Source organism: Methyloversatilis discipulorum (assembly GCF_000385375.1).
GTDB classification, from domain to species: Bacteria; Pseudomonadota; Gammaproteobacteria; order Burkholderiales; family Rhodocyclaceae; genus Methyloversatilis; species Methyloversatilis discipulorum_A.
In genome coordinates, this window is record NZ_ARVV01000001.1 from 1,651,301 (window position 1) to 1,669,892 (window position 18,592).

The window sequence follows — 18,592 nt, forward strand, 5'->3', positions numbered from 1 at the left end:
ATGTACGCGCGCACAGAAACCGATGATCTTGCGGCCGGGCTGTACGACGAGGTGTCCACGCTGTCGGTCACCGACATCCTGCGCTTGCGGGCGGAACGTCATCCGCAGCGGGTACTGTTCCGCTTCCTCGACGAACACGGCCGCGAGGAGGACCTGCTCACCTACGGCGACGCCTGGCGGCGCAGCACGGCGATCGCAGCCGTGCTGGCGGCGCACGGCGGGCCGGGCGACCGCGTTGCGTTGTTCTATCCGGCCGGGCTGGACTTCATCGTCGCCTTCTTCGGCTGCCTGCTGGCGGGGCGCGTTGCCGTGCCGCTCAACCTGCCGAGCCGGCGGCGCGTCGATCGCTGCCTGCGCATCCTGCGCGACTGCGGCTGCCGGCGCGCGCTCACCGTGTCCTCGCTGGAGGCGGGGCTGCGCGACATCCTGTCGGTCGACGCCGATCTGCCGCTGGCCTGGCTCGCCACCGACGCGCTGCGCAACGAAGCCGCCGCGGCCGGCATCGTGCCGCCACCGGCCGACGAGCGCATCGCCTTCCTGCAGTACACCTCCGGCTCGACTTCGCACCCCAAGGGTGTCATGGTGAGCCAGGGCAACATCACCACCAACCTGCGCATGATGCGCACGGCCTGGGAGCTGGATCACACGTCGAACACCGTGTTCTGGCAGCCGCACCACCACGACATGGGCCTCATCCTCGGCCAGCTGCTGCCGGTCATGCTGGGCAACGAAACGGTGCTGATGGGGCCGAACACCTTCGTGCGTCAGCCCCTGATCTGGCTCGATGCGATCTCGCGCCACCGTGCGGTGCTGGCGGGCGGCCCGAACTTCGCCTACGAGCTGGCGGCGCAGCGCTGGCAGCCCGGGCGGCTCGAAGGCTGCGACCTGTCGAGCTGGCGCATCGCGCTGAATGGCGCCGACGTCGTGCGCGCCGCAACGCTGGAGCGCTTCGCCGCCACCTTCGGCCCGCTCGGCTACCGACCCACCACCATGCTGCCGTGCTATGGCCTGGCCGAGGCGACGCTGTTCGTGTCCGGCGGGCCGGTGGGCGAAATGCCGCGTGTGCGCAGCATCGACGCGCACGCGGCCGAGACCGAGGGCCGCGTGCGCGAGGATCTGGGTGCCAGCGGACGCACCGTCGTCGGCTGCGGCCTGCCGTCGGACGAAATCGAGGTCGCCATCGTCGATCCGGCGAATGGCGCGCGGCTCGGCTGCGATCGCCTGGGCGAGGTATGGGTGTCGGGCGACACCAATGCGCTGGGCTACTGGCAGCTGCCGGAGCAGAGCGCGGCCACCTTCGGTGCCGAGATCGCCGGCGAGCCGGGGCGCCGCTACATGCGCACCGGCGACATCGGCTTCATCGGTGCCGACGACGGCCAGATCTATCTGTGCGGGCGGATGAAGGACCTGCTCATCGTCGATGGCCGCAACCTGCATCCGGAAGACGTTGAATACACCATCGTCGAATCGCACCCGCTGATCAAGCCGCAGAGCTGCGCCGTGTTCGAGGACGACCGCGGTGAGCAGCGCCGGCTGGTCGCGGTGATAGAAGCCGACCGCGAACTGAAGCGCGCACTGCCTGAGATCGCCAAGGCGCTGCGCATGCAGGTGCGGCGCGCGGTGTCGGAAGAGCACGGCGTGGCCATCGCCGACATCGTGTTCATCGCGCCCGCGACCTTGCGCAAGACCACCAGCGGCAAGGTGCAGCGCAGCCTGATGAAGCAGCTGCACCAGCAGGCCGCGCTCGACGTGATCGACGTGACGGTGGCGCTCGATGCTGCCTGAGTCCGCCGCCGGGCAGCTGGTGCGCATCTGCGACGCCGGCGTCGGTGCGCCGGTGGTGCTGGCCGTGCCTTACGCTGGCGGCAGCGCACAGTCCTTCTTCGCCTGGAAGCCGCTGCTCGACGGGCAGCTCACGCTGCTGGCGCTCGAGCTGCCGGGGCGCGGTCGCTGCTACGGCCGGCCGATGCCGCCTTCACTGCTGGCGCTGGCCGACGGGCTGGCGCAGACGCTGGCGGCCGACGGCGTGCAGCCCGACCTGCTGTTCGGTCACAGCCTGGGTGCGCTGATCGCCTTCGAGCTGCTGCGCGCGCTGCGCCGGCGTGGCCGCGCGCTGCCGGCGGCGGCGCTGATGTCGGGGCGCATCGCGCCTTCGCACCCGCGCACGTTCGGCCTGCCGCGCTTCGGGCGCGAGGATCTGGTCGAGTACCTGCGCGACCTCGGCGGCACGCCGGACAGCGTGCTGAACAACGACGCGGTGATCGACATGATGCTGCCGGTGCTGCAGCAGGACCTCGAACTGATCGCCGGCTACGACTACGCAAGAGCGGCGCCGTTCGATATCGACCTCACCGTTGCCGGCGGTTTCGACGACGGCCGCGTGCCGCTGTCCGGTCTGCTTGGCTGGCGGGAGGAGTGCGCCGGGCGCTTTGCGCTGCACATGCATCCGGGCGGTCATTTCTTCGTTGAAACCGAGCGCGCCGCGGTGGCTTCACTGTTGTGCGAGCTGGCAGCGCGCGGACCGCGCGCCAAGGCGGCCTGACGGTGCACAGGCTTCCCTCGGGCACCGTGCGGGTGTTCGTATCGCCGATGGCGGCCTACGATGCCGTCAGCCTGCGCCAGCTCGAACGCACGGTGCTGGTGCCCGAGGAACAGCGCCGTTCGCGCGCCATCCTGCGCCCGCCCAGCCGCGAGGCCTTCATTGCAGCGCACGCGCTGAAGCGTCTCGTGATGCGTGCACTGCTCGGGCACGCCCCCAGTTTCGCCTGTGAGGCGGGCGGCAAGCCGGTGCTTGCGGGCCATGCGCTGCATTTCAACATCAGCCACTGTGACAGCCACGTCGCGCTGGCGCTGTACAGCAGCGCGCCGGTCGGTGTAGACGTCGAGTCGGTGCCGATGCGGGTGTCGATGCCGCAGGTCATGCAGGCTGCGCTGACGGCGAGCGAACGCTCGCGCGTGATGGCGGAGAGCGACCCCGAGCGCTCCTTCCTGATCCACTGGACGGCCAAGGAGGCCTACGTGAAGGCGACCGGCGAAGGCCTGGCGCGCGGCTTCGACACGCTCACGCTGGGTGCGGGCGCAGGACCGCTTCATCTGCTCGGTGAACGGGTCGCCGCGCACAGTCTGCACTGCCGCTCAGCCCGCGAGCACGTGCTGTCGGTCTGCGCCCTGGGCGGAAGGGGAGACGCGGTGCAGGAGGTGCGGATCGAGTCTGTCATCTGTTCGCTGCGCGGTGTCGAGGTCCTGCGCTCGCGGTAGCGCGGCCCGCTGCCGCCGATCAAAAAAGGATAGGAATGATTCGCACTCCTGTTTGACTGGACTGTGGGATACTTTTGCGCACCCGAATCCGGTCGCTCCAATGACAGACCCCTCCAGCTCTGCCGTCCTGACATCGACGCTGCGCGCCGTGCTGCGCCCCGTGGTGCGCTTGATGCTGGCGCGCGGGGTCACCTTGCCGCTGGCGGTCGAGTTGCTGAAGCGCGTCTATGTGCAGGTTGCGATCGAGAATGCCGGGCGTGACGGACCGGTCACCGACAGCCGGGTGAGCCTGCAGACCGGCGTGCATCGCAAGGACGTCAAGCGGCTGCGCAGTCTGCCCAGCGCGCACGCCGATCTGCCGCGCAATGTGTCGCTGGGTGCGCAACTGATCAGCCGCTGGGTGGGGCAGGCGCCGTGGCGTGATGCGACCGGTGGCGCGCGGCCATTGCCGCGGCTGGCCAGCGCGGGCGGCGATGAGTCTTTCGAGGCGCTGGTTGCGTCGGTGAGCAAGGACATCCGTGCGCGACCCGTGCTGGACGAGTGGCTGCGACTGGGTATTGCCCACCTGAATACGCGCGACGAGGTCGTGCTGAATACCGGCGCTTTCGCGCCGCAGGACGGCGCCGACGAACAGCTCGCGCGTTTCGCGCTGCACGTCGGTGACCACGCGATGGCGGCAGTCGACAATCTGCTCGGTCAGGGCGATTCGTGGTTCGAGCGCGGCGCGCACTATCGCGGGCTGTCGGCGGCGGCGGCGTCGGCGCTGCATGCACGGGCTTCGGAACTGGGTGCAAAGGCCCTGCAATCGCTGGAGCGCGACGCAGGCGCCGGCGCCCGGTCAGCCGACGATGCAGGTCGGCGACTCACGGTCGGCGTCTACGTCTACGCGGAGCACGACAGGCAGCGCTGAGCCTGACGTTTCATTACGCAGTCAGCACGCCCAGATGTTCGACCTGTCCCGCCAATGCGGCGCCGAGCAGTGCGTGCTGGTCGGCGTCCAGATGCACGCCGTCGTGCGGGCTGGTGCTGATCACACGCCCGGCGTCGAAGAAGGCGCAGCCCAGTTCTGCGCACACCGTCCGCAGCGCATCGGCCAGACCGACGCATTTCGTATCCCCGCCAACGAATTTCTGCGCGATCGGGCCTTTCGGCGAACCGATAGGCGGTGGCGCGACGACCAGAACCGGAGGCACCGGCATTCCGGGTTCGATCGGTGCTTCGCGGATCGCGCGCACCAGCGTTGCCGTGCCCTGGGCCGAGTGCCAGGCGGTGTGTGGATGCATGGACTGGAAGTCGTTGGTGCCCAGCATCAGCACCACCAGCGACAGCGGTGAGTGGATTTCGATGCGCTGCGCCAGTCCCGTCAGTCCGTTGCGGCCCGGCTTGAACGGATCGTCCCACACGGTGCGGCGGCCGTTCAGGCAGTCCTCGATCACGCGCACCCGGCGCCGGTCGCCGTTGAGCGCGTTTTCCATCACACCCGGCCAGCGGCGATCGAAGTCCAGCCGCTGCCGCGTGGTCGGCACGATGCCCCAGGACAGCGAATCGGCATAGACGAGTATCTGCTGCATCAATGCCTCCATCAAAAAATTAAATGAATGCGCGGGCAGTGTGACACGTCGCCGATGCTGCGATGCGCAAATGCCGGTCGCGTGCGCCGCGCCTGCGCCATCTCGCGGGCGATCGGTCCTGCCGCGGCGCCGGAGGCGTGATCCCGCATGTTCATGGAATGGCGGGTTCGGGGCAGGGGAGCAGGGTCTGACAATGTTCCATGTCACTGATTCGGTGGCAGTTCCGGGCGCTCAAGGCGATAGGGAGGACGCCGTAAAGTCGGTCGTTGCCTGCACTGGAGGAGAACCGGCGGGCAGCGACTTCCGCCCATCACCGCTGGAGAGATAACGATGACAACGCGCTCGACGAACTTGCCCGACAGCCTGGCCGAGCAGGCCGCCCCACCGGCGCAGCGCGTGGACCTGCGCCGGTCGAATCATCTGCGCATGGGCAGTTTCGGCTTCTGTGCGCTGTTCTTCGCGCTGTTCGGGCTGGCCGCCGCCTTCGAGCTGGTGAACCCGCGAGCCGCCGCGCTGCTCGCCTGTGCCGCCGGCGCGATGATCGCCTTCGCCGATGCGCTCTATATCCGTCAGATGGACCACACGATCGCGCTGATGGCCGACGCGCTGGCCGACAGCGGACGCGATGTGAACGATCTGTCGAGCGAATTCGTGCTGCCGGAAAGTTCGCCGGTGAAGGCGATCAGCAAGCTCATCGCCGAGCGCGACGGACGCGTGCGCGACATGGTGTTCCGCGTGCGCCGTGGCACCTTGGGAGCAGCCTGCCATACCGCCCATCTGACGCGCTCGCTGCGCGATACCGCGGGTCTCGCGCAGTCGCAGCGGGCGCTGGCCGAGCAGGTATTCGCCGCCAGCGAAACCTCGCGCAGCGCGGTCGACAGCGCACGTCAGCACGCCAATGATCTGGACGAGGCGACCACGCGCCACCTGCAGGCGGCGCGCGTGTCGCTGGAGGAACTGCAGTCAGCGGCCGCCCGCGTCGACGAGTTCGAGGCGCGCGTGCAGGCCTTCAACCGTACGGTGCAGCAGCTGCAGAACCAGTCGGCGGAAATCAGCCAGGTGGTGCAGATCATCAGCAGCATTTCCGACCAGACCAATCTGCTGGCGCTGAACGCGTCGATCGAGGCGTCGCGTGCCGGCGAGAACGGCCGCAGCTTCGCCGTCGTCGCCGACGAGGTGCGTTCGCTGGCCGAGCAGGTCAAGGCGGCGACCGAAGGCGTGAGCCAGAACATCGACCGGATGAATCGCCTGGTCGCCGGCACGCGCAGCGAAACCGACGACATCCGCGACCACATCCTGGCGACCGGCGAGGCGGTGCGCCGCGCCTCCGGTCGTTTCGGCAGCATGGTCGGCGAGTACGAGGTGATGGGTGAGCGTATCGCGCGCACCGGCGACGCGATACGCAGCCTGAGCGACACCAACGACCGCATCCATACGCTGGTCAGCGACATCCACACCGGCTGTGACCAGGTGGCGAGCCTGATGCTCGACGGCGAACAGAACCTGACCAAGGTGAGCCGCTCGACCGAACGCATCCAGGATCTGGCCGCCTCGTTCCGCGTCGGCTCCGACCAGCTCGAATCCATCGTCGGCGCGCTCGGCCGTTACCGCGACCAGTGCAGCGCCGCGGTCGCCGGTGCGGCGACCGTGCTGGTCGACGACGACGGCGAGGAGGTCGCGCCGCGCGCCGGTCGCGTTGCCGCGCTGCCCGAGGTCACGCGTGCGCTTGGCGCACTGCGCGGCGAGGTGAGCGCCGTGCGCTACGCGCTGGTGACCAATCCGTCGGGGCAGGTGCTGGGCAGCGCCGGCAGCTGTCCGGCGCCGGCCGACATCGCCCGGCGGGCGGCAAAGAGCGAGCGCGCACTGCTGATGCAGCCCTTCGCGGCCGACGACGGCACGCTGTATTTCGACATTGCCCTGCCTATCCGTCGCGGCAACCGCAACTGGGGCACGCTGCGCGCCGGCGTGCCGGCCGAACTGATGCTGGCCGCGTAAGCGGCCACGACCACCGAGATCGGGAGAACAGCATGCTTTCGCACGAACAGATGCGGCAGGTGGAGCAGGGCGGCCGCACGCAGCACGCGGTCTATGTCTATGAAGCGCCGGTGCGGCTGTGGCACTGGATCACCGTGCTGGCGATGACGGTGCTGATGGCGACCGGCTACTTCATCGGCACGCCCTTCCTGATGCTGCCGGGCGACGACGCAGGCATGTATCTGATGGGCTATGTGCGCTTCGCCCACTTCGCCGCCGGCTACGTCCTCGCCATCGGCTTTGCCGGTCGCATCTACTGGGCGCTGGTCGGTAACGAGCACGCGCGGCAGATCTTCATGCCGCCGCTGTTCAAGCTCGCGTGGTGGAGCGAGGTGATGTTCGAACTGCGCTGGTATTTCTTCCTCGAGGACAGACCGAAGAAGTACGTCGGCCACAACCCGCTGGCCGCGGTAATGATGTTCTTCCTGTTCGTGCTCGGCACGCTGTTCATGATCTTCACCGGCTTCGCGCTGTACAGCGAAGGTGCCGGCCACGGTCACTGGAGCGGCGTCGTGTTCGGCTGGGTGCTATGGCTGATCGGCGACAGCCAGACGGTGCACAGCCTGCATCGCCTGGGCCTGTGGCTGCTGCTCAGCTTCATCCTCGTCCATGTGTATGCGGCGCTGCGCGAGGACATCATGAGCCGGCAGAGCATCATCTCGACGATGATCAGCGGCTGGCGCTCCTTCCGCGATTGACGCGCGCTGCACGCAGGCGGCTCAGCGCGACGCAGGCCGCAAACCCAAATGAAAATTCCGTGCCGCATTTGGCTGCCGGACGGGCGCTGCCAACCCCGTAGACATGCGCCCGCCGGCTGCGCGCAGGATCAGGCGCCGTCCGGCCGCACCTTCGGAACGCTGCCGTCGGAGCGCCCCTTCAGGTAGGCGTACAGGTCGTCGAACTTGTCGGCGAGGTAGGGGTGACCCGGCATGCCGCGTTCGAGCCGGCCGTCGATCACCGCGTGCCGCACTTCGTCCTTCGACAGCTTCTTCAGCGACTCGATCAGCGACGGCCCGACCATGCCCTCCTGCGCCGGACCGTGGCAGCGCTCACAGGCGGCCGAGCGCCAGGTCTTCCAGCCTTTCACGATATCGCCACCGGCGACCGCCGTGCCGTCTGCCGGCGCGGTGCCCGAGGACGGTGCAGGAGCGGGCTGACCGGATGGAATGGGACGTGCGTTTTCCGTGGTGTCGGGCGGGGTCTTGCCGTTCGGCGTGGTCGGTGCGTTCTGCATCGTATCGGCCGGGGTGGGGGGCGTTGCGCCCGGGCCGGGCGCATCGGGCAGCGCTGCCGCGGCAGGAGGCGAGGGCAGTGCCGGCGCGGCGGTATCAGCCGCGGGCGCTGCGGCCTCGGCCGCCGGCGCGGTGACGGGTTTCGGCGGGTCCTGCGGTTTGTCGCAGGCGGCGAGCAGCAGGGCGAAGCTTGCGACGGCGAGATGCGTGGTTTTCATGACGATCCTCCAGTCTGTTGTGGGTGGGAATCGGGTGCTGTAGACGATGGTAGGCCGGATGAGACCGGATCGTGTGCGTTGTAGTCCTGTGCCGACGGTGCGCATGCTTCGTGGCATGCTGCGCCTTCCACAAGAACAGCCGGAGGAGACGCATCCGTGAGCAGACTGTACGACCCGCAGCACCGCAGCTTCCAGGACGAGTTCGGCACCCGCGCGATGGCCGACCGCATCGAGGAACTGGCCTGCCGCACCGAATTCGACGATGACAGCCGGGGCTTCATCGAGGCGATGGACATGTTCTTCCTGTCCACCGTCGATGCGCGTGGTCGCCCCACCGTGTCGTACAAGGGTGGCGACCCCGGCTTCGTGCGCGTGGTCGACGAGAAGACGCTGGTATTCCCCAGCTACGACGGCAACGGCATGTTCTATTCGGTTGGCAACATCGCGCAGAACGCCGAGGTCGGCCTGCTCTTCATCTCGTTCGAGAAGCCGCACCGCATCCGCGTGCAGGGCAGGGCGACCGTGTCGCGTGACGACCCGATGATGGCCTTCTACAACGAAGCCGATTTCATCGTCCGCGTCGAACTGTCGGAACTTTGGCAGAACTGTCCGCGCTACATCCACCGCTATCAGCGCGTCGACCGCTCGCGCTACGTACCGCGCGCCGATTGCGAAACGCCGCTGGCCGAGTGGAAGCGCATCGACCTGGTGCAGGACGTGCTGCCGCCCGCCGACGCGGCGCGCGCGCAGGCGGCCGGCACGCTGGCGATCGAAGAGTGGATGGAAAAGGTGAAGACCGGCCATCCCGAAGCCTGACGAGCACGGCACTCGGCATCGCCGGGTCCGGCGGGATGCCTACAGGCGGAAGCGCCCGGTCAGTTCATCGAGGCGGGATGCCAGGGACTGCAGGTGAGTGACCGAGCTGGCGAGCGTGTCGACGGCCGACTGGTTCTGTCCGGACATATTGGCGATGTGCTCGACGTTGCCGGCGATGTCGCTGGCGGCGCGACTCTGCTGTTCCAGTGCCTGATTGATGGCGCGCACCTCGTCGGCAGCGACAGATACCGCGTGGTGCGCGACGGTGATGACGCCTGCCGCCGAATCGCTCGACGATTCGGCGACGCCGACGGCATTGCGTCCCTGCGTCAACGCATCCGACAGGCCGGCGGCCCGTTCCGACAGCGAGCGGGTGATGGTGTCGATCGCCGCCGCCGAATTGCCCGATTTCTCGGCCAGCTTGCGCACCTCGTCGGCCACCACGGCGAAGCCGCGGCCCTGTTCGCCGGCGCGTGCCGCCTCGATCGCGGCATTCAGCGCGAGTAGATTGGTCTGGTCGGCGATCTCGCGCACTTCGCGCGTCATTTCGGTGATCTGGCGGGCGTTCTCGACGAAGGCGTCGGCCGCGCCCGACACCTCGTTCATCACGCTGGCGGTGCGGCCGATCGAGCCGCGCAGTTCGGTCAGGTGGGTCTGCGCCCGGGTCGACTGGTCGAGCGATTCGTCGGCCTGCCGCGCCGCGTTGCCGGCGTTGTCCGCCACCATGCGGATGGCGGCGGTCACGTCCTCGATCGACGACGCGGTCGAACTGGCCGCCTGGGTCTGCGCGCTCGACGCGGCGGCCACCCGCTGCGATTCGCCGCCGACCACACCTGAAGCTTCGACCAGCGACTGCGCCGACTGCTTGAGCTGCAGCACCAGCGCGCCCAGATCCTTGCGGATGCGCTCGGCGCTCTGCGCGATCGCGCCCAGTTCGTCGCGTGTCGTGCAGGCGACCGGCTGATGGAATTCGCCGCTGGCCAGCCGTTCGAGATCGGACGACAGCGTCTTCGCCGGGCCGATGATGGTGCGCTGCAGTGCCCACAGGAAGAGGCCGAAGGCGGCGATGACGACAACCGCGAAGGCGGCGCCGGTTAGCATGAGCTTGTTCAGCGTGGCGGCGCGGATCGCCAGCGCCTCGGCGCGCGTGATGTCGCCGGTCAGCGTGTCGATGGCCGACCACTCGACGCCGAGGCCGACCACCGCGGCGACCAGCAGCGCTGCCGTGCCGCCGCCGCAGATGACCAGAAGCTTGTTGCGGATGCTGCGAGAGATGAAGTCCATGAGCGTTCCCGGCGGAAGATTGGTGTGCGGATCAACCCCCGGTTTAACGACCTGTTTCGCGCAAACTTGTGTCGAGCGGACGGCGTTTCTGCGGACATTTGACCTATATCAGTCCGGCGTGCGGTGCCGGCGCCGGCCGTCCGGGCGAACCGGCGGCTGTACATGCGGTCTGTCCCGCGTCGCGGCGCGTTCCAGTCGCCGCAGTCTGGGGAGTCATTCATGTATTGGCGCATCCTGCTCATGCTGGCCGCCGCCACAGCCACGCCCTTGAGGGCCGAGGACAGGCCGGCGCAGGCCGGAGATTTCATCGAGGTGTTTCAGGGCCTGTTCGGCGAGCACAGGGGCGAGCGCAAGGGCCACGCCAAGGGTGTCTGTGCGGTCGGCAGCTTCACCGGCAGCGCCGAAGCCGCCCGGATGTTCAGTGCGCCGCTGTTCTCGGGTACGCGCTGGCCGGCGCAGATCCGCTTCTCGATGGCCGGCGGCGACCCGGCGGTCGCCGACAACGCACGTTCGCCACGCGGGCTGGCCGCGCAGTTCGAGCTCGGCGACGGCCGCGTGCACAACATCGCCACGCTGAGCACACCAGTGTTCGGCGCGGCCACGCCGGAGAGTTTCCTCGGCCTGCTGCGTGCCTCGCTGCCCGGCCCGGACGGCCGGCCCGATCCCGACAGAGTGGCTGCCTACCGCGCGGCACATCCGGACACGCTGCCGCAGTTCCGCTGGCTGCAGCAGAACCCGCCTCCGTGGAGCTACGCCAGCGCGCAGTACTTCGGACTGCATACCTTTCATTTCGCGACGGCAGAGGGCGAGCGCGCGGTGCGCTGGCGCCTTCAGCCGCGCGACGGCGTGCGCGGCCTCACCGATGACGAGCGCGGCGCCGCCCCGCGCGACTTCCTCGCCGCCCGGCTGGGCGAGCGGGTGGCTCGCGGTCCGGTCCTGTTCGACTGGATCGTCACGCTCGGTCAACCGGGCGACAGCGAGTCCGACCCCTCACTTGCCTGGCCGGAGGGGCGCACCGAACTGGTGGCGGGCACGCTGTCGGTTACGGCTGTCGGGGGCGACGCGTGCACCGGTCTCAACTTCGATCCGAACGTGCTGAGCGAAGGCATTCGTCCCGGCGATGATCCGATCCTGAAGATGCGCTCGCCAGCCTACGCCATCTCCTTCGGCAAGCGTCTCGGCGGGCGCTGAACCGGCAGCTTCCGCACGTTCATTCAGTAGACAGGCGAGGTTTGCAGCGCACCTCGGTCAGCACCGAGTTGGCGATGAAGCACTGTTCGTGCGCCGCGTGGTGCAGCGCCGTCAGTTCGGCCGCCGTCGGTGCACCTTCTCCGCCGAAGCGCACCGACGGCCGCAGCGTCACCCGCGCGATATACATCCTGCCGTCGGCGCTGCGCGCCAGTTCGCCCTCGGCCGCGTCCTCGTAGCGATCCACGACCAGCCGTTTCAGTGCCGCCAGTTGCAGGAAGGTAAGCATGTGGCAGGCCGCCAGCGCGGCGACGAACGCCTCTTCCGGATCGACCGCGTCCGCGGCGGAATAAGGCAGCGGCACCACATGCGGCGACGACGAACCGGCCACCTCGATGCCACCGTCGAAACGGATCAGGTGGCGGCGACTGTAGCGCTTGTCGATGAAGGGCTGGTCCCCGCGGGTCCAGAGGATTTCGGCGGTGTGAAGTGACATGGCGGCGGTAGTCAGAAGCCGCACAACTGTTCTTCGCAGGGAATGCCATCACCGTCGCCGTCCATCTTGGGATCGGGACAGTTCTGCAAGAAGTATCGTGCCTCCGCGCAGGACGTCATCTGGCTGCAGTGCTGACGGCCGTCACAGCGAAAGCTCTCGCTCGAGAGTCGAACGGGAGTCGCGTCGACCACCTTCGCATTACGCAAAGGAAATCGCTGCGCGTACTCGTGGTAGATCACCCAGCCGAAACCGGCGATCAATGCGATCGACGTGAGCGTGCCAAGCAGCCCTGATCCGCCTCGTGTGGACTGTCGGGGGCTGTCGCGTCGTGTCGCCGCCACACGAACCGGGCGCTCGACCGCCGTTGCCCGCTTGCGTCCGCGTTCGTCGGTTTCAATGTCGAACAGCAAGGTTTCACCGACAGCCGGTCGTCGTCCATCGCGCGGAAAAGCGGAAACATGCACGAAGACAGGGTCGCCGCCGGAACGCGGTTCAATGAAGCCGAAGCCCCGGTCGTCCTGCCATTTCGTCAGTCTGCCTTCGATGCGATTCATGGTGGCTCTCGGGAGGGGCGCTTGCAGATGAAAGCATCATTATGAGCGGGGCGCACAGCGCCGGGAAGTGACGTCCTGCCGGCTTGCGCGATGCCGGGTCGGCAAGATGGCCGCATGATTTCATCGCCAGCGGCAGCCGCGCTCGTAGATCAACGGCTCGTCGACCAGCTCACCCTTGGCAACTGGATGCTGCCGCGTCGTGTCGATCAGCAGCGGGCGCTGCGTCGCGTCATCCATCCGCAGCAGGTAGCGGGCGCCGGCCGCGAGGTCGGCGCGCAGCACGTAGCACCTCAGGCGCTGCGGAAGAAAGGGGAAACCATAGGGTGCGTCACTGAGCCACAGCACCCGCTCGCCGGGATGCAGCACATAGCTGAAGGCGCGGGCGTGGCTGGACACCTGCACGCCCGGCAGCAGTTTGCCGCCGACCGCGCGCAGCAGCACCGGGTGGTCGGTATCGATGTCCAGGCGCACTGCTCCGGTGTCCGCCGGGTCGGCGCCGTCGACCGGCACGATCCCGCGGGTCAGTGCGACGCAACCGTGCAGCGCGAGGGTCAGTGTCAGCAGAACGAAGCGACGGAATCGCATCGCCGGATGTGCTCAGCCGCCGCGCTGACCAAGCAGCCGCAGCGTTTCGCCGTCCGGCCGGCCGTCGTAGAAGGCCGCCAGCGCGGCGCGGAAGCAGGGCTGGTCCGGCGCCACGTCGGCGAACAGGGTCAGGCAGGAGCGGAACTTCAGCGCGTCGACCTCGCCGAGGATGTCTTCCGGGCGTCGCCCGGCGTGGGCGAGGACGGCGTCGACGCATTCGACCAGTCGTACGCCCAGCAGCGGGTGCGCGATGTAGGCGGCCGCTTCGCTGCGGTCGGCGATGCCGTACTCGCGCGCCATCTGGCTGCGTCCGAGGTCGCGCAGCTGCGGCAGCACGTACCAGATCCAGTGCGTGCGCTTGCGGCCGTCACGCAGTTCCTGCAGCGCCTGCGCGTAGTCGCGCGCCTGGGCCTGGACGAAACGGTCGAGTGGATCGGTCGGGGCGGACGGCATGTCGGCAATATCGCAGTGCTCGGGACGGACAGCATGACACGAGCGGCGGCGACAGACGACCGCCCGCTGACGTGCGCGACTCCAGAAAATCCCTAGCGGGCGGAGGGTGATTTGCACTGGCTGGCCGGTGTCGGGCGGCCCTACGCTGCAGGCCTGTTCTTCCCGGATGTCCCGTCATGTTCCGTATCGCCCCTGTTGCGCTGGCATTCGCCGGCGCGTTGTTCAGTGCGGTCACGATCGCCGCCTCGCCCTGGGCTGGCAATCTGACCCCGATTGCCGCCGCCGACTGGAACCGCGCCCGCGCCGCCCATCTGCTCGAACGGGCGGGCTTCGGTGGTACGCCGGAAGAGATCGATGCGCTGGCCCGGCTGACCCCGGCCCAGGCGGTGCGCCGCATGGTCTATTTCGAAGGTGCTCCGGCGGCGGACTTGCCGCCGTTCGATCATTCGGGTGTGTTCGAGGCGGGGCTGGACCCGTTTCCCGCCAGCCGTCCTGCCACCACCGACCTCGCGCGCGACAGCGGCGAGGCGCTTGGCGTAACGGTCAAGGCAGGCGGCAACCGGCGCATGCAGCCGGTGGTGAACAAGTTCTTCTACTGGCTGCGCGCCAGCAAGCTCGAAACCGATCGCGTCGCCTACTGGTGGGCGAACCGCATGCTCACGTCGCCACGCCCGCTGCAGGAAAAGATGGCGCTGTTCTGGCACGGCCACTTCGCCACCAACGAAGACAAGGTGCGCGACTACCGCAAGATGCTGAACCAGCTGGAACTGTTCCAGAACCAGGGCCTGGGCAAATTCCGCACGCTGATGATAGGCGTCGCGCAGGACCCGGCCATGCTCTCCTTCCTCGACGCCGCCGTGAACGTGAAGGGCGCGCCGAACGAGAACTTCGCGCGGGAGATCATGGAGCTGTTCACGATGGGCGTCGGCCACTACAGCGAACACGACATTCGCGAGGCGGCGCGCGCCTTCACCGGCTGGAACTACCAGGGCGTCGCCTTCCACATCGATGCCGCGAAGCATGACGGCGGACCGAAGGCCGTGCTGGGCCGGCGCGGCAACTACGACGGCGTACAGGTGATCGACATCATCCTCGACCAGCCGGTCACGCCGCGCTATCTCGCCAGCAAGCTGTACCGCCACTTCGTGCGCGAGGACATCGACCCGGCGCTGGCCGAAGAACTTGGCCGGCGGCTGAAGGCGGTCGATTACGACATCGCCGCCTTCCTCGAAATGCTGTTCATGTCGCGCGACTTCCACGCGCCCGAATCGGTGGCGACGCGCATCAAGGGGCCGGTCGAACTGGTGGTGTCCACCTACCGCAAGCTGGGTCTGACCGAAGTGCCGGGTGTTCCCGATTTCAACGAAACCACCACGGCGCTGGGCCAGCGCCTGATGCATCCGCCCACCGTGGCCGGCTGGGCCCAGGGTCGCAGCTGGATCACGCCGGGGCTGCTGCTCGAGCGCGGCAATTTCGCGCTCGACGTCGCGCTGCCCGACATCAACTACATCCCGGGCGACCGCTACCCCGGCGCGCAGGCCGGCTACGAAATCCGCAACATCCACGAGCGCGTCCGCAGCGGCCTCGACCTGAGCACCGCCACCAAGCCCGGCGGCGCGGATGGCGGCGTCGACATGATGGCGACGTCGAGCATGAACGGCGACCGTGACGAGGACTTCAACACGCGCTACGGCAGCTACCGCGGCTGGCAGATGGCGGTCGAGCGGGTCAAACCGATCCCGCGCACGGTGGCCCGGCTGGACCTGACCGGCATGGTGCTGAAGGCGGGCTGCAGCACGCCGGAACAGGTCGTCTCCTATATGGAGGGCCGCTTCCTGTCGGTGCAGCTGGATGTCGCCACGCGGGCCAAGCTCGCGGCCTTCCTCGAAAAGGAACTGGGCACGCGCAACGTGCCGGCTGCGGCCAGCTACGCCGAAGATCCGCTGCGCCTGCTGCTGCACGTGCTGCTGAGCCGTCCGGAATATCAACTGGGTTGAGGCGAGGGCAGGACGGGTGTCCTGCCGCTTCGCCGGAGAACGTACATGAACATCGATCACAAGCGCCGCAGCATCCTGAAGGCCTCCGCCGGGCTCATGATTCCCGGCGTGTTCGGCACCATCGCGCGCGCGGCCGCGGCCGCCGAAGCGCAGGACCGCATCCTCGTCGTCTTCGAAATGTCCGGCGGCAACGACGGTCTGAACACCGTCGTGCCCTACGCCGATGACCGCTACTACCGGCTGCGGCCCAACATCGGCATCCGCCCGGACAAGCTGCGCAAGCTCGACGACCGCTTCGGCCTGAACCCGGGCATGGCCGGCTTCGAGCGGCTGTGGAAGGACGGCCAGCTGGCCATCGTGCACGGCTGTGGCTACGACAACCCGTCGTTCTCGCACTTCACGTCGATGGCCTACCTCCACACCGCCGCACCGAACAGCGGCGACGACTACGGCTGGGTCGGCCGGCTGGCCGACACCATGTCGCCCGCGCCGGTACCGAACTACCTGCTCAACATCGACGCCACGCAGTCGCTCGCGGTGCGCAGCCGCGTCCACACGCCGGTGGTGTTCGACGAGCCGGAGCGTTTCATGCGCAGCGCGCTGCACCCGACGCGCGCACTGCTCGACGACGTGAGTGTGGCGAGCACCGCCAACCCGTCACGCCGCTTTCTCGAACAGGTGGCGGTGAGCGCGCGCGAATCGTCGCTGGCGGTGCGCGAGGCGTGGTCGAACTACAAGACCAACCAGGATTACGGCATCGCCCCGCTGGGTCTGCCCAAGGTGGCGGCCTGCATCGCCGCCGGCCTGCCGACACGTCTGTACTACGTCGGCTATCGCAACAACGCCTTCGACACCCACGTGCAGCAGGCCGACCTGCACCAGCGCCTGCTCACCTACACCTCGGACGCGATCAGCGGCTTCCTGCGCGACATGGAACGCCTGGGTCAGGCCGACCGCGTGAGCCTGCTCGTCTTTTCCGAATTCGGCCGCCGGGTGCCGGAGAACACCAGCCTGGGCACCGACCACGGCACCGCCAACGTCATGTTCTTCGCCGGCAAACAGGTGAAGGGCGGCCACTACGGCACGCCGTCCGACCTCGGCGCGCTGGACGCCGGCGACAACCTCGTCCACACCACCGACTTCCGCTCCGTGTACGCCAGCGCCATCGACGGCTGGCTGAAACTGGGCGCGGCGGACAAGGTGCTGAAGGGGCGCTTCGCGCCGGTGCCGGCCTTCGGCTGAGCCGGCCCGGTCTTCCGGTGCGCTGCTCTCAGCGCGGCAGGTCGGTAGTGCTTCGCCGCCGGGTCGCCCACAGGCCCGCCGCGCCGGCGCTTGCCAGCAACGCGGCAGCCGACGGTTCCGGCACCTCGTTGGGCGGCCGGAAGTCGAAGGTCGCCGAGAAGGCGAGGTCCTGGCCAGCCGTGAATCGCCACTGACCGGAGAGCAGCTCGTCGAGATCGCTTTCGGCATCCCAAGGAATGTTGTAAGCGCCGCCGCCCAGATCCGTATTCGCGGTCGCGAGGCGCAGGCGCGAATCGTCCGGGATGCGCAGTTCGAAGTTGGTCGCGAACAGGAACATCATGTAGGTGCTGCCGGCCGTCACCTTGGCGTCGATGTCGAAGGTGTAGGTGTCGAAGTCCATGCCCGCTGTCAGCGGCACCGTGACCGGCGCGCTCGAATAGAGCAGCGGGCCGACGACATAGCGCGTGAAAGGGTTGTACTGCACCAGATGCGCCGTGAAGGTCACCGGAACGGGGTTGGTGTTGCTGCCCTTGAGCGCGTCACTGAGCAGGAAGGTGAAGTCGAGCAGACGGTTGCTGCCGGTCGGCGCCACCAGAAATTGCCCCCAGCCGGAAAAGCCGGACGAACCGAAGTCGCCGATGCTGCTGCCGCCGTCCCACGACGACAGCGTACTTACCACGATGGGCGCCGCCAGCGCCGGTGTGCCGGCCGCGACGCCGAGCAGCGCAGTGGTGATCAAGACGGTTTTTTTCATGCAGCAATCTCCCGGTCAGAACTGTCCGCGACCCGCTGTCGCCCGCAGGCGCAGCGCAGTCTGGCCGGAGGCTGTACCAACGATCACGCGGGTGCGGCCTCCGGAATGCGGCGCTCATTCTTGTCGGGTGGCTCGCTTCGACGCAATACGCATATGCGCGTAGTGCGCGCCGGGTGGGGCGGCGAAGAAGCAGAGGCGATCAGCGCGCCTCAGGATCGCTCCGGTTCGACGTCATGTAGGCAATCAGCGCCATTCGCATGGCCTCTTCGACCGACATGTCGACCTTGGTCACCCAGGCGCGCGGCACGAACACCGTGTAACCGCCGATCATGTAGCCCATGGGCAGATACACCGCGATCTGGTCCTCCAGTTCGGACAGCCCGGCGGGCAGATCGGCCATCGACTGCCGCGTCACCAGGCCGACGATGCCCATCGCGTTGCCCGGCATGCGCAGCAGTACCACCTGCTGAGCCGATTCGCCGGTGTGTGGTGCGAAGTAGTCGGCGAAGTTCTTCAGCGACGAATAGATGCTCTTCACCACCGGCAGATTGGTGAAGGGCAGTTCCACCAGCGACAGCAGGCGCCCGGCTTCCGGGCGCGATACCAGCACGCCCAGGCCCACGATGAGCAGGGCGCTCAGCGCGATGCCGAGACCGGGCAGATAGAAGTCGCCGATGATCGGCCGCACCATCATCATCGCCAGACTTTCCGTCCAGGTGACGAACAGCACCAGCACATAGACGGTCAGTGCCAACGGCAGAAAAGTGATCAGGCCGCGGAAGAAATACTGGTAGAGGCGATGCTTGTTCATTGCAGGTGATTCGGGATGGAGGCGCCCTGAGCATACCGTGTGCCGCAGGCGCATGCCGGTCCGGCCGCGGATCGGGCGCAAACCCTGTGGGCGCTGCCT

General features: G+C 68.0%; 19 protein-coding genes. 10 read left to right on the plus strand and 9 right to left on the minus strand.

The genetic code is table 11. From position 1 onward, the window contains the following. From METRZ18153_RS0107830 to METRZ18153_RS0107845, 4 genes are all read left to right on the plus strand, one after another. On the plus strand, positions 1–1,785 hold the full coding sequence (locus tag METRZ18153_RS0107830; RefSeq protein ID WP_020164202.1) for a fatty acyl-AMP ligase: 1,785 nt from the start codon (positions 1–3) through the stop codon (positions 1,783–1,785). Continuing rightward, positions 1,775–2,542 (plus strand): thioesterase II family protein, encoded by a 768-nt coding sequence (locus METRZ18153_RS0107835; RefSeq protein WP_020164203.1) that lies wholly within the window; start codon positions 1,775–1,777, stop codon positions 2,540–2,542. Before METRZ18153_RS0107830 ends, METRZ18153_RS0107835 begins: the two co-directional genes overlap by 11 nt. 2 nt (positions 2,543–2,544) lie before the next feature. Then, positions 2,545–3,258, plus strand: coding sequence for a 4'-phosphopantetheinyl transferase family protein (locus METRZ18153_RS0107840; RefSeq protein WP_232415997.1), 714 nt, complete (start codon positions 2,545–2,547; stop codon positions 3,256–3,258). 100 nt (positions 3,259–3,358) lie between these two features. Continuing rightward, positions 3,359–4,168, plus strand: coding sequence for a DUF6502 family protein (locus METRZ18153_RS0107845; protein ID WP_020164205.1), 810 nt, complete (start codon positions 3,359–3,361; stop codon positions 4,166–4,168). Between the two features lie 13 nt (positions 4,169–4,181). Here the strand turns inward: METRZ18153_RS0107845 and METRZ18153_RS0107850 are convergent, their stop codons facing one another. Next, positions 4,182–4,829, minus strand: a complete 648-nt coding sequence (locus tag METRZ18153_RS0107850; protein WP_020164206.1) for an SGNH/GDSL hydrolase family protein — start codon at positions 4,827–4,829, stop codon at positions 4,182–4,184. 330 nt (positions 4,830–5,159) lie between these two features. Between METRZ18153_RS0107850 and METRZ18153_RS0107855 the strand changes: the two genes are divergently transcribed. Beyond that, positions 5,160–6,824 carry a methyl-accepting chemotaxis protein gene (locus tag METRZ18153_RS0107855; RefSeq protein WP_020164207.1) on the plus strand — a complete coding sequence of 555 codons (1,665 nt, stop codon included), beginning with the start codon at positions 5,160–5,162 and terminating at the stop codon, positions 6,822–6,824. Positions 6,825–6,856: 32 nt separating this feature from the next. Further along, the gene (cybH, locus tag METRZ18153_RS0107860; RefSeq protein WP_020164208.1) at positions 6,857–7,561 is read left to right on the plus strand and encodes a Ni/Fe-hydrogenase, b-type cytochrome subunit; all 705 of its coding nucleotides are present in this window, start codon (positions 6,857–6,859) and stop codon (positions 7,559–7,561) included. 128 nt (positions 7,562–7,689) lie between these two features. Here cybH and METRZ18153_RS0107865 read toward each other — a convergent pair whose 3' ends face one another. Then, entirely contained in the window at positions 7,690–8,313 is a 624-nt protein-coding gene (locus METRZ18153_RS0107865) for a c-type cytochrome (protein ID WP_020164209.1), read from the minus strand. Positions 8,314–8,469: 156 nt separating this feature from the next. On the opposite strand from METRZ18153_RS0107865, the gene METRZ18153_RS0107870 reads away from it, so the two are divergent. Next, complete coding sequence (locus METRZ18153_RS0107870; protein WP_020164210.1) at positions 8,470–9,129, plus strand: pyridoxamine 5'-phosphate oxidase family protein; 660 nt, start codon at positions 8,470–8,472, stop codon at positions 9,127–9,129. A 39-nt stretch (positions 9,130–9,168) separates the two neighbouring features. Here METRZ18153_RS0107870 and METRZ18153_RS0107875 read toward each other — a convergent pair whose 3' ends face one another. Further along, on the minus strand, positions 9,169–10,413 hold the full coding sequence (locus METRZ18153_RS0107875; RefSeq protein ID WP_020164211.1) for a methyl-accepting chemotaxis protein: 1,245 nt from the start codon (positions 10,411–10,413) through the stop codon (positions 9,169–9,171). 219 nt (positions 10,414–10,632) lie between these two features. Between METRZ18153_RS0107875 and METRZ18153_RS0107880 the strand changes: the two genes are divergently transcribed. Beyond that, complete coding sequence (locus METRZ18153_RS0107880; protein WP_020164212.1) at positions 10,633–11,604, plus strand: catalase family peroxidase; 972 nt, start codon at positions 10,633–10,635, stop codon at positions 11,602–11,604. A gap of 19 nt (positions 11,605–11,623) precedes the next feature. Here METRZ18153_RS0107880 and METRZ18153_RS0107885 read toward each other — a convergent pair whose 3' ends face one another. The 4 genes from METRZ18153_RS0107885 to METRZ18153_RS0107900 all read right to left on the minus strand — a co-directional run bounded on the left by METRZ18153_RS0107885 (position 11,624) and on the right by METRZ18153_RS0107900 (position 13,689). After that, entirely contained in the window at positions 11,624–12,097 is a 474-nt protein-coding gene (locus tag METRZ18153_RS0107885; protein WP_020164213.1) for an OsmC family protein, read from the minus strand. 11 nt (positions 12,098–12,108) lie between these two features. After that, positions 12,109–12,651 (minus strand): excalibur calcium-binding domain-containing protein, encoded by a 543-nt coding sequence (locus tag METRZ18153_RS0107890; RefSeq protein ID WP_020164214.1) that lies wholly within the window; start codon positions 12,649–12,651, stop codon positions 12,109–12,111. 120 nt (positions 12,652–12,771) lie between these two features. Then, positions 12,772–13,236, minus strand: a complete 465-nt coding sequence (locus tag METRZ18153_RS0107895; RefSeq protein ID WP_020164215.1) for a hypothetical protein — start codon at positions 13,234–13,236, stop codon at positions 12,772–12,774. 12 nt (positions 13,237–13,248) lie between these two features. Continuing rightward, entirely contained in the window at positions 13,249–13,689 is a 441-nt protein-coding gene (locus METRZ18153_RS0107900) for a DUF1810 domain-containing protein (protein WP_020164216.1), read from the minus strand. A 176-nt stretch (positions 13,690–13,865) separates the two neighbouring features. Here METRZ18153_RS0107900 and METRZ18153_RS0107905 point away from each other — a divergent pair, with 176 nt between their 5' ends. Both METRZ18153_RS0107905 and METRZ18153_RS0107910 read left to right on the plus strand, forming a co-directional pair. Next, complete coding sequence (locus tag METRZ18153_RS0107905) at positions 13,866–15,686, plus strand: DUF1800 domain-containing protein (protein WP_020164217.1); 1,821 nt, start codon at positions 13,866–13,868, stop codon at positions 15,684–15,686. 45 nt (positions 15,687–15,731) lie between these two features. Beyond that, positions 15,732–16,928: a DUF1501 domain-containing protein gene (locus METRZ18153_RS0107910; RefSeq protein WP_020164218.1), complete on the plus strand. Its 1,197-nt coding sequence runs from the start codon at positions 15,732–15,734 to the stop codon at positions 16,926–16,928. A gap of 28 nt (positions 16,929–16,956) precedes the next feature. Here the strand turns inward: METRZ18153_RS0107910 and METRZ18153_RS0107915 are convergent, their stop codons facing one another. Further along, the gene (locus METRZ18153_RS0107915) at positions 16,957–17,682 is read right to left on the minus strand and encodes a PEP-CTERM sorting domain-containing protein (protein ID WP_043363814.1); all 726 of its coding nucleotides are present in this window, start codon (positions 17,680–17,682) and stop codon (positions 16,957–16,959) included. 199 nt (positions 17,683–17,881) lie between these two features. Further along, complete coding sequence (locus METRZ18153_RS0107920; protein ID WP_020164220.1) at positions 17,882–18,493, minus strand: DUF502 domain-containing protein; 612 nt, start codon at positions 18,491–18,493, stop codon at positions 17,882–17,884. Positions 18,494–18,592 lie beyond the last annotated feature (99 nt).

Coding starts and splice junctions, on each gene's coding strand:
- METRZ18153_RS0107830 (WP_020164202.1), top strand. CDS start 1: ATGTACGCGCGCACAGAAACCGATGATCTTGCGGCCGGGCTGTACGAC.
- METRZ18153_RS0107835 (WP_020164203.1), top strand. CDS start 1,775: ATGCTGCCTGAGTCCGCCGCCGGGCAGCTGGTGCGCATCTGCGACGCC.
- METRZ18153_RS0107845 (WP_020164205.1), top strand. CDS start 3,359: ATGACAGACCCCTCCAGCTCTGCCGTCCTGACATCGACGCTGCGCGCC.
- METRZ18153_RS0107850 (WP_020164206.1), bottom strand. CDS start 4,829: ATGCAGCAGATACTCGTCTATGCCGATTCGCTGTCCTGGGGCATCGTG.
- METRZ18153_RS0107855 (WP_020164207.1), top strand. CDS start 5,160: ATGACAACGCGCTCGACGAACTTGCCCGACAGCCTGGCCGAGCAGGCC.
- cybH (WP_020164208.1), top strand. CDS start 6,857: ATGCTTTCGCACGAACAGATGCGGCAGGTGGAGCAGGGCGGCCGCACG.
- METRZ18153_RS0107865 (WP_020164209.1), bottom strand. CDS start 8,313: ATGAAAACCACGCATCTCGCCGTCGCAAGCTTCGCCCTGCTGCTCGCC.
- METRZ18153_RS0107875 (WP_020164211.1), bottom strand. CDS start 10,413: ATGGACTTCATCTCTCGCAGCATCCGCAACAAGCTTCTGGTCATCTGC.
- METRZ18153_RS0107880 (WP_020164212.1), top strand. CDS start 10,633: ATGTATTGGCGCATCCTGCTCATGCTGGCCGCCGCCACAGCCACGCCC.
- METRZ18153_RS0107885 (WP_020164213.1), bottom strand. CDS start 12,097: ATGTCACTTCACACCGCCGAAATCCTCTGGACCCGCGGGGACCAGCCC.
- METRZ18153_RS0107890 (WP_020164214.1), bottom strand. CDS start 12,651: ATGAATCGCATCGAAGGCAGACTGACGAAATGGCAGGACGACCGGGGC.
- METRZ18153_RS0107895 (WP_020164215.1), bottom strand. CDS start 13,236: ATGCGATTCCGTCGCTTCGTTCTGCTGACACTGACCCTCGCGCTGCAC.
- METRZ18153_RS0107900 (WP_020164216.1), bottom strand. CDS start 13,689: ATGCCGTCCGCCCCGACCGATCCACTCGACCGTTTCGTCCAGGCCCAG.
- METRZ18153_RS0107905 (WP_020164217.1), top strand. CDS start 13,866: ATGTTCCGTATCGCCCCTGTTGCGCTGGCATTCGCCGGCGCGTTGTTC.
- METRZ18153_RS0107910 (WP_020164218.1), top strand. CDS start 15,732: ATGAACATCGATCACAAGCGCCGCAGCATCCTGAAGGCCTCCGCCGGG.
- METRZ18153_RS0107915 (WP_043363814.1), bottom strand. CDS start 17,682: ATGAAAAAAACCGTCTTGATCACCACTGCGCTGCTCGGCGTCGCGGCC.
- METRZ18153_RS0107920 (WP_020164220.1), bottom strand. CDS start 18,493: ATGAACAAGCATCGCCTCTACCAGTATTTCTTCCGCGGCCTGATCACT.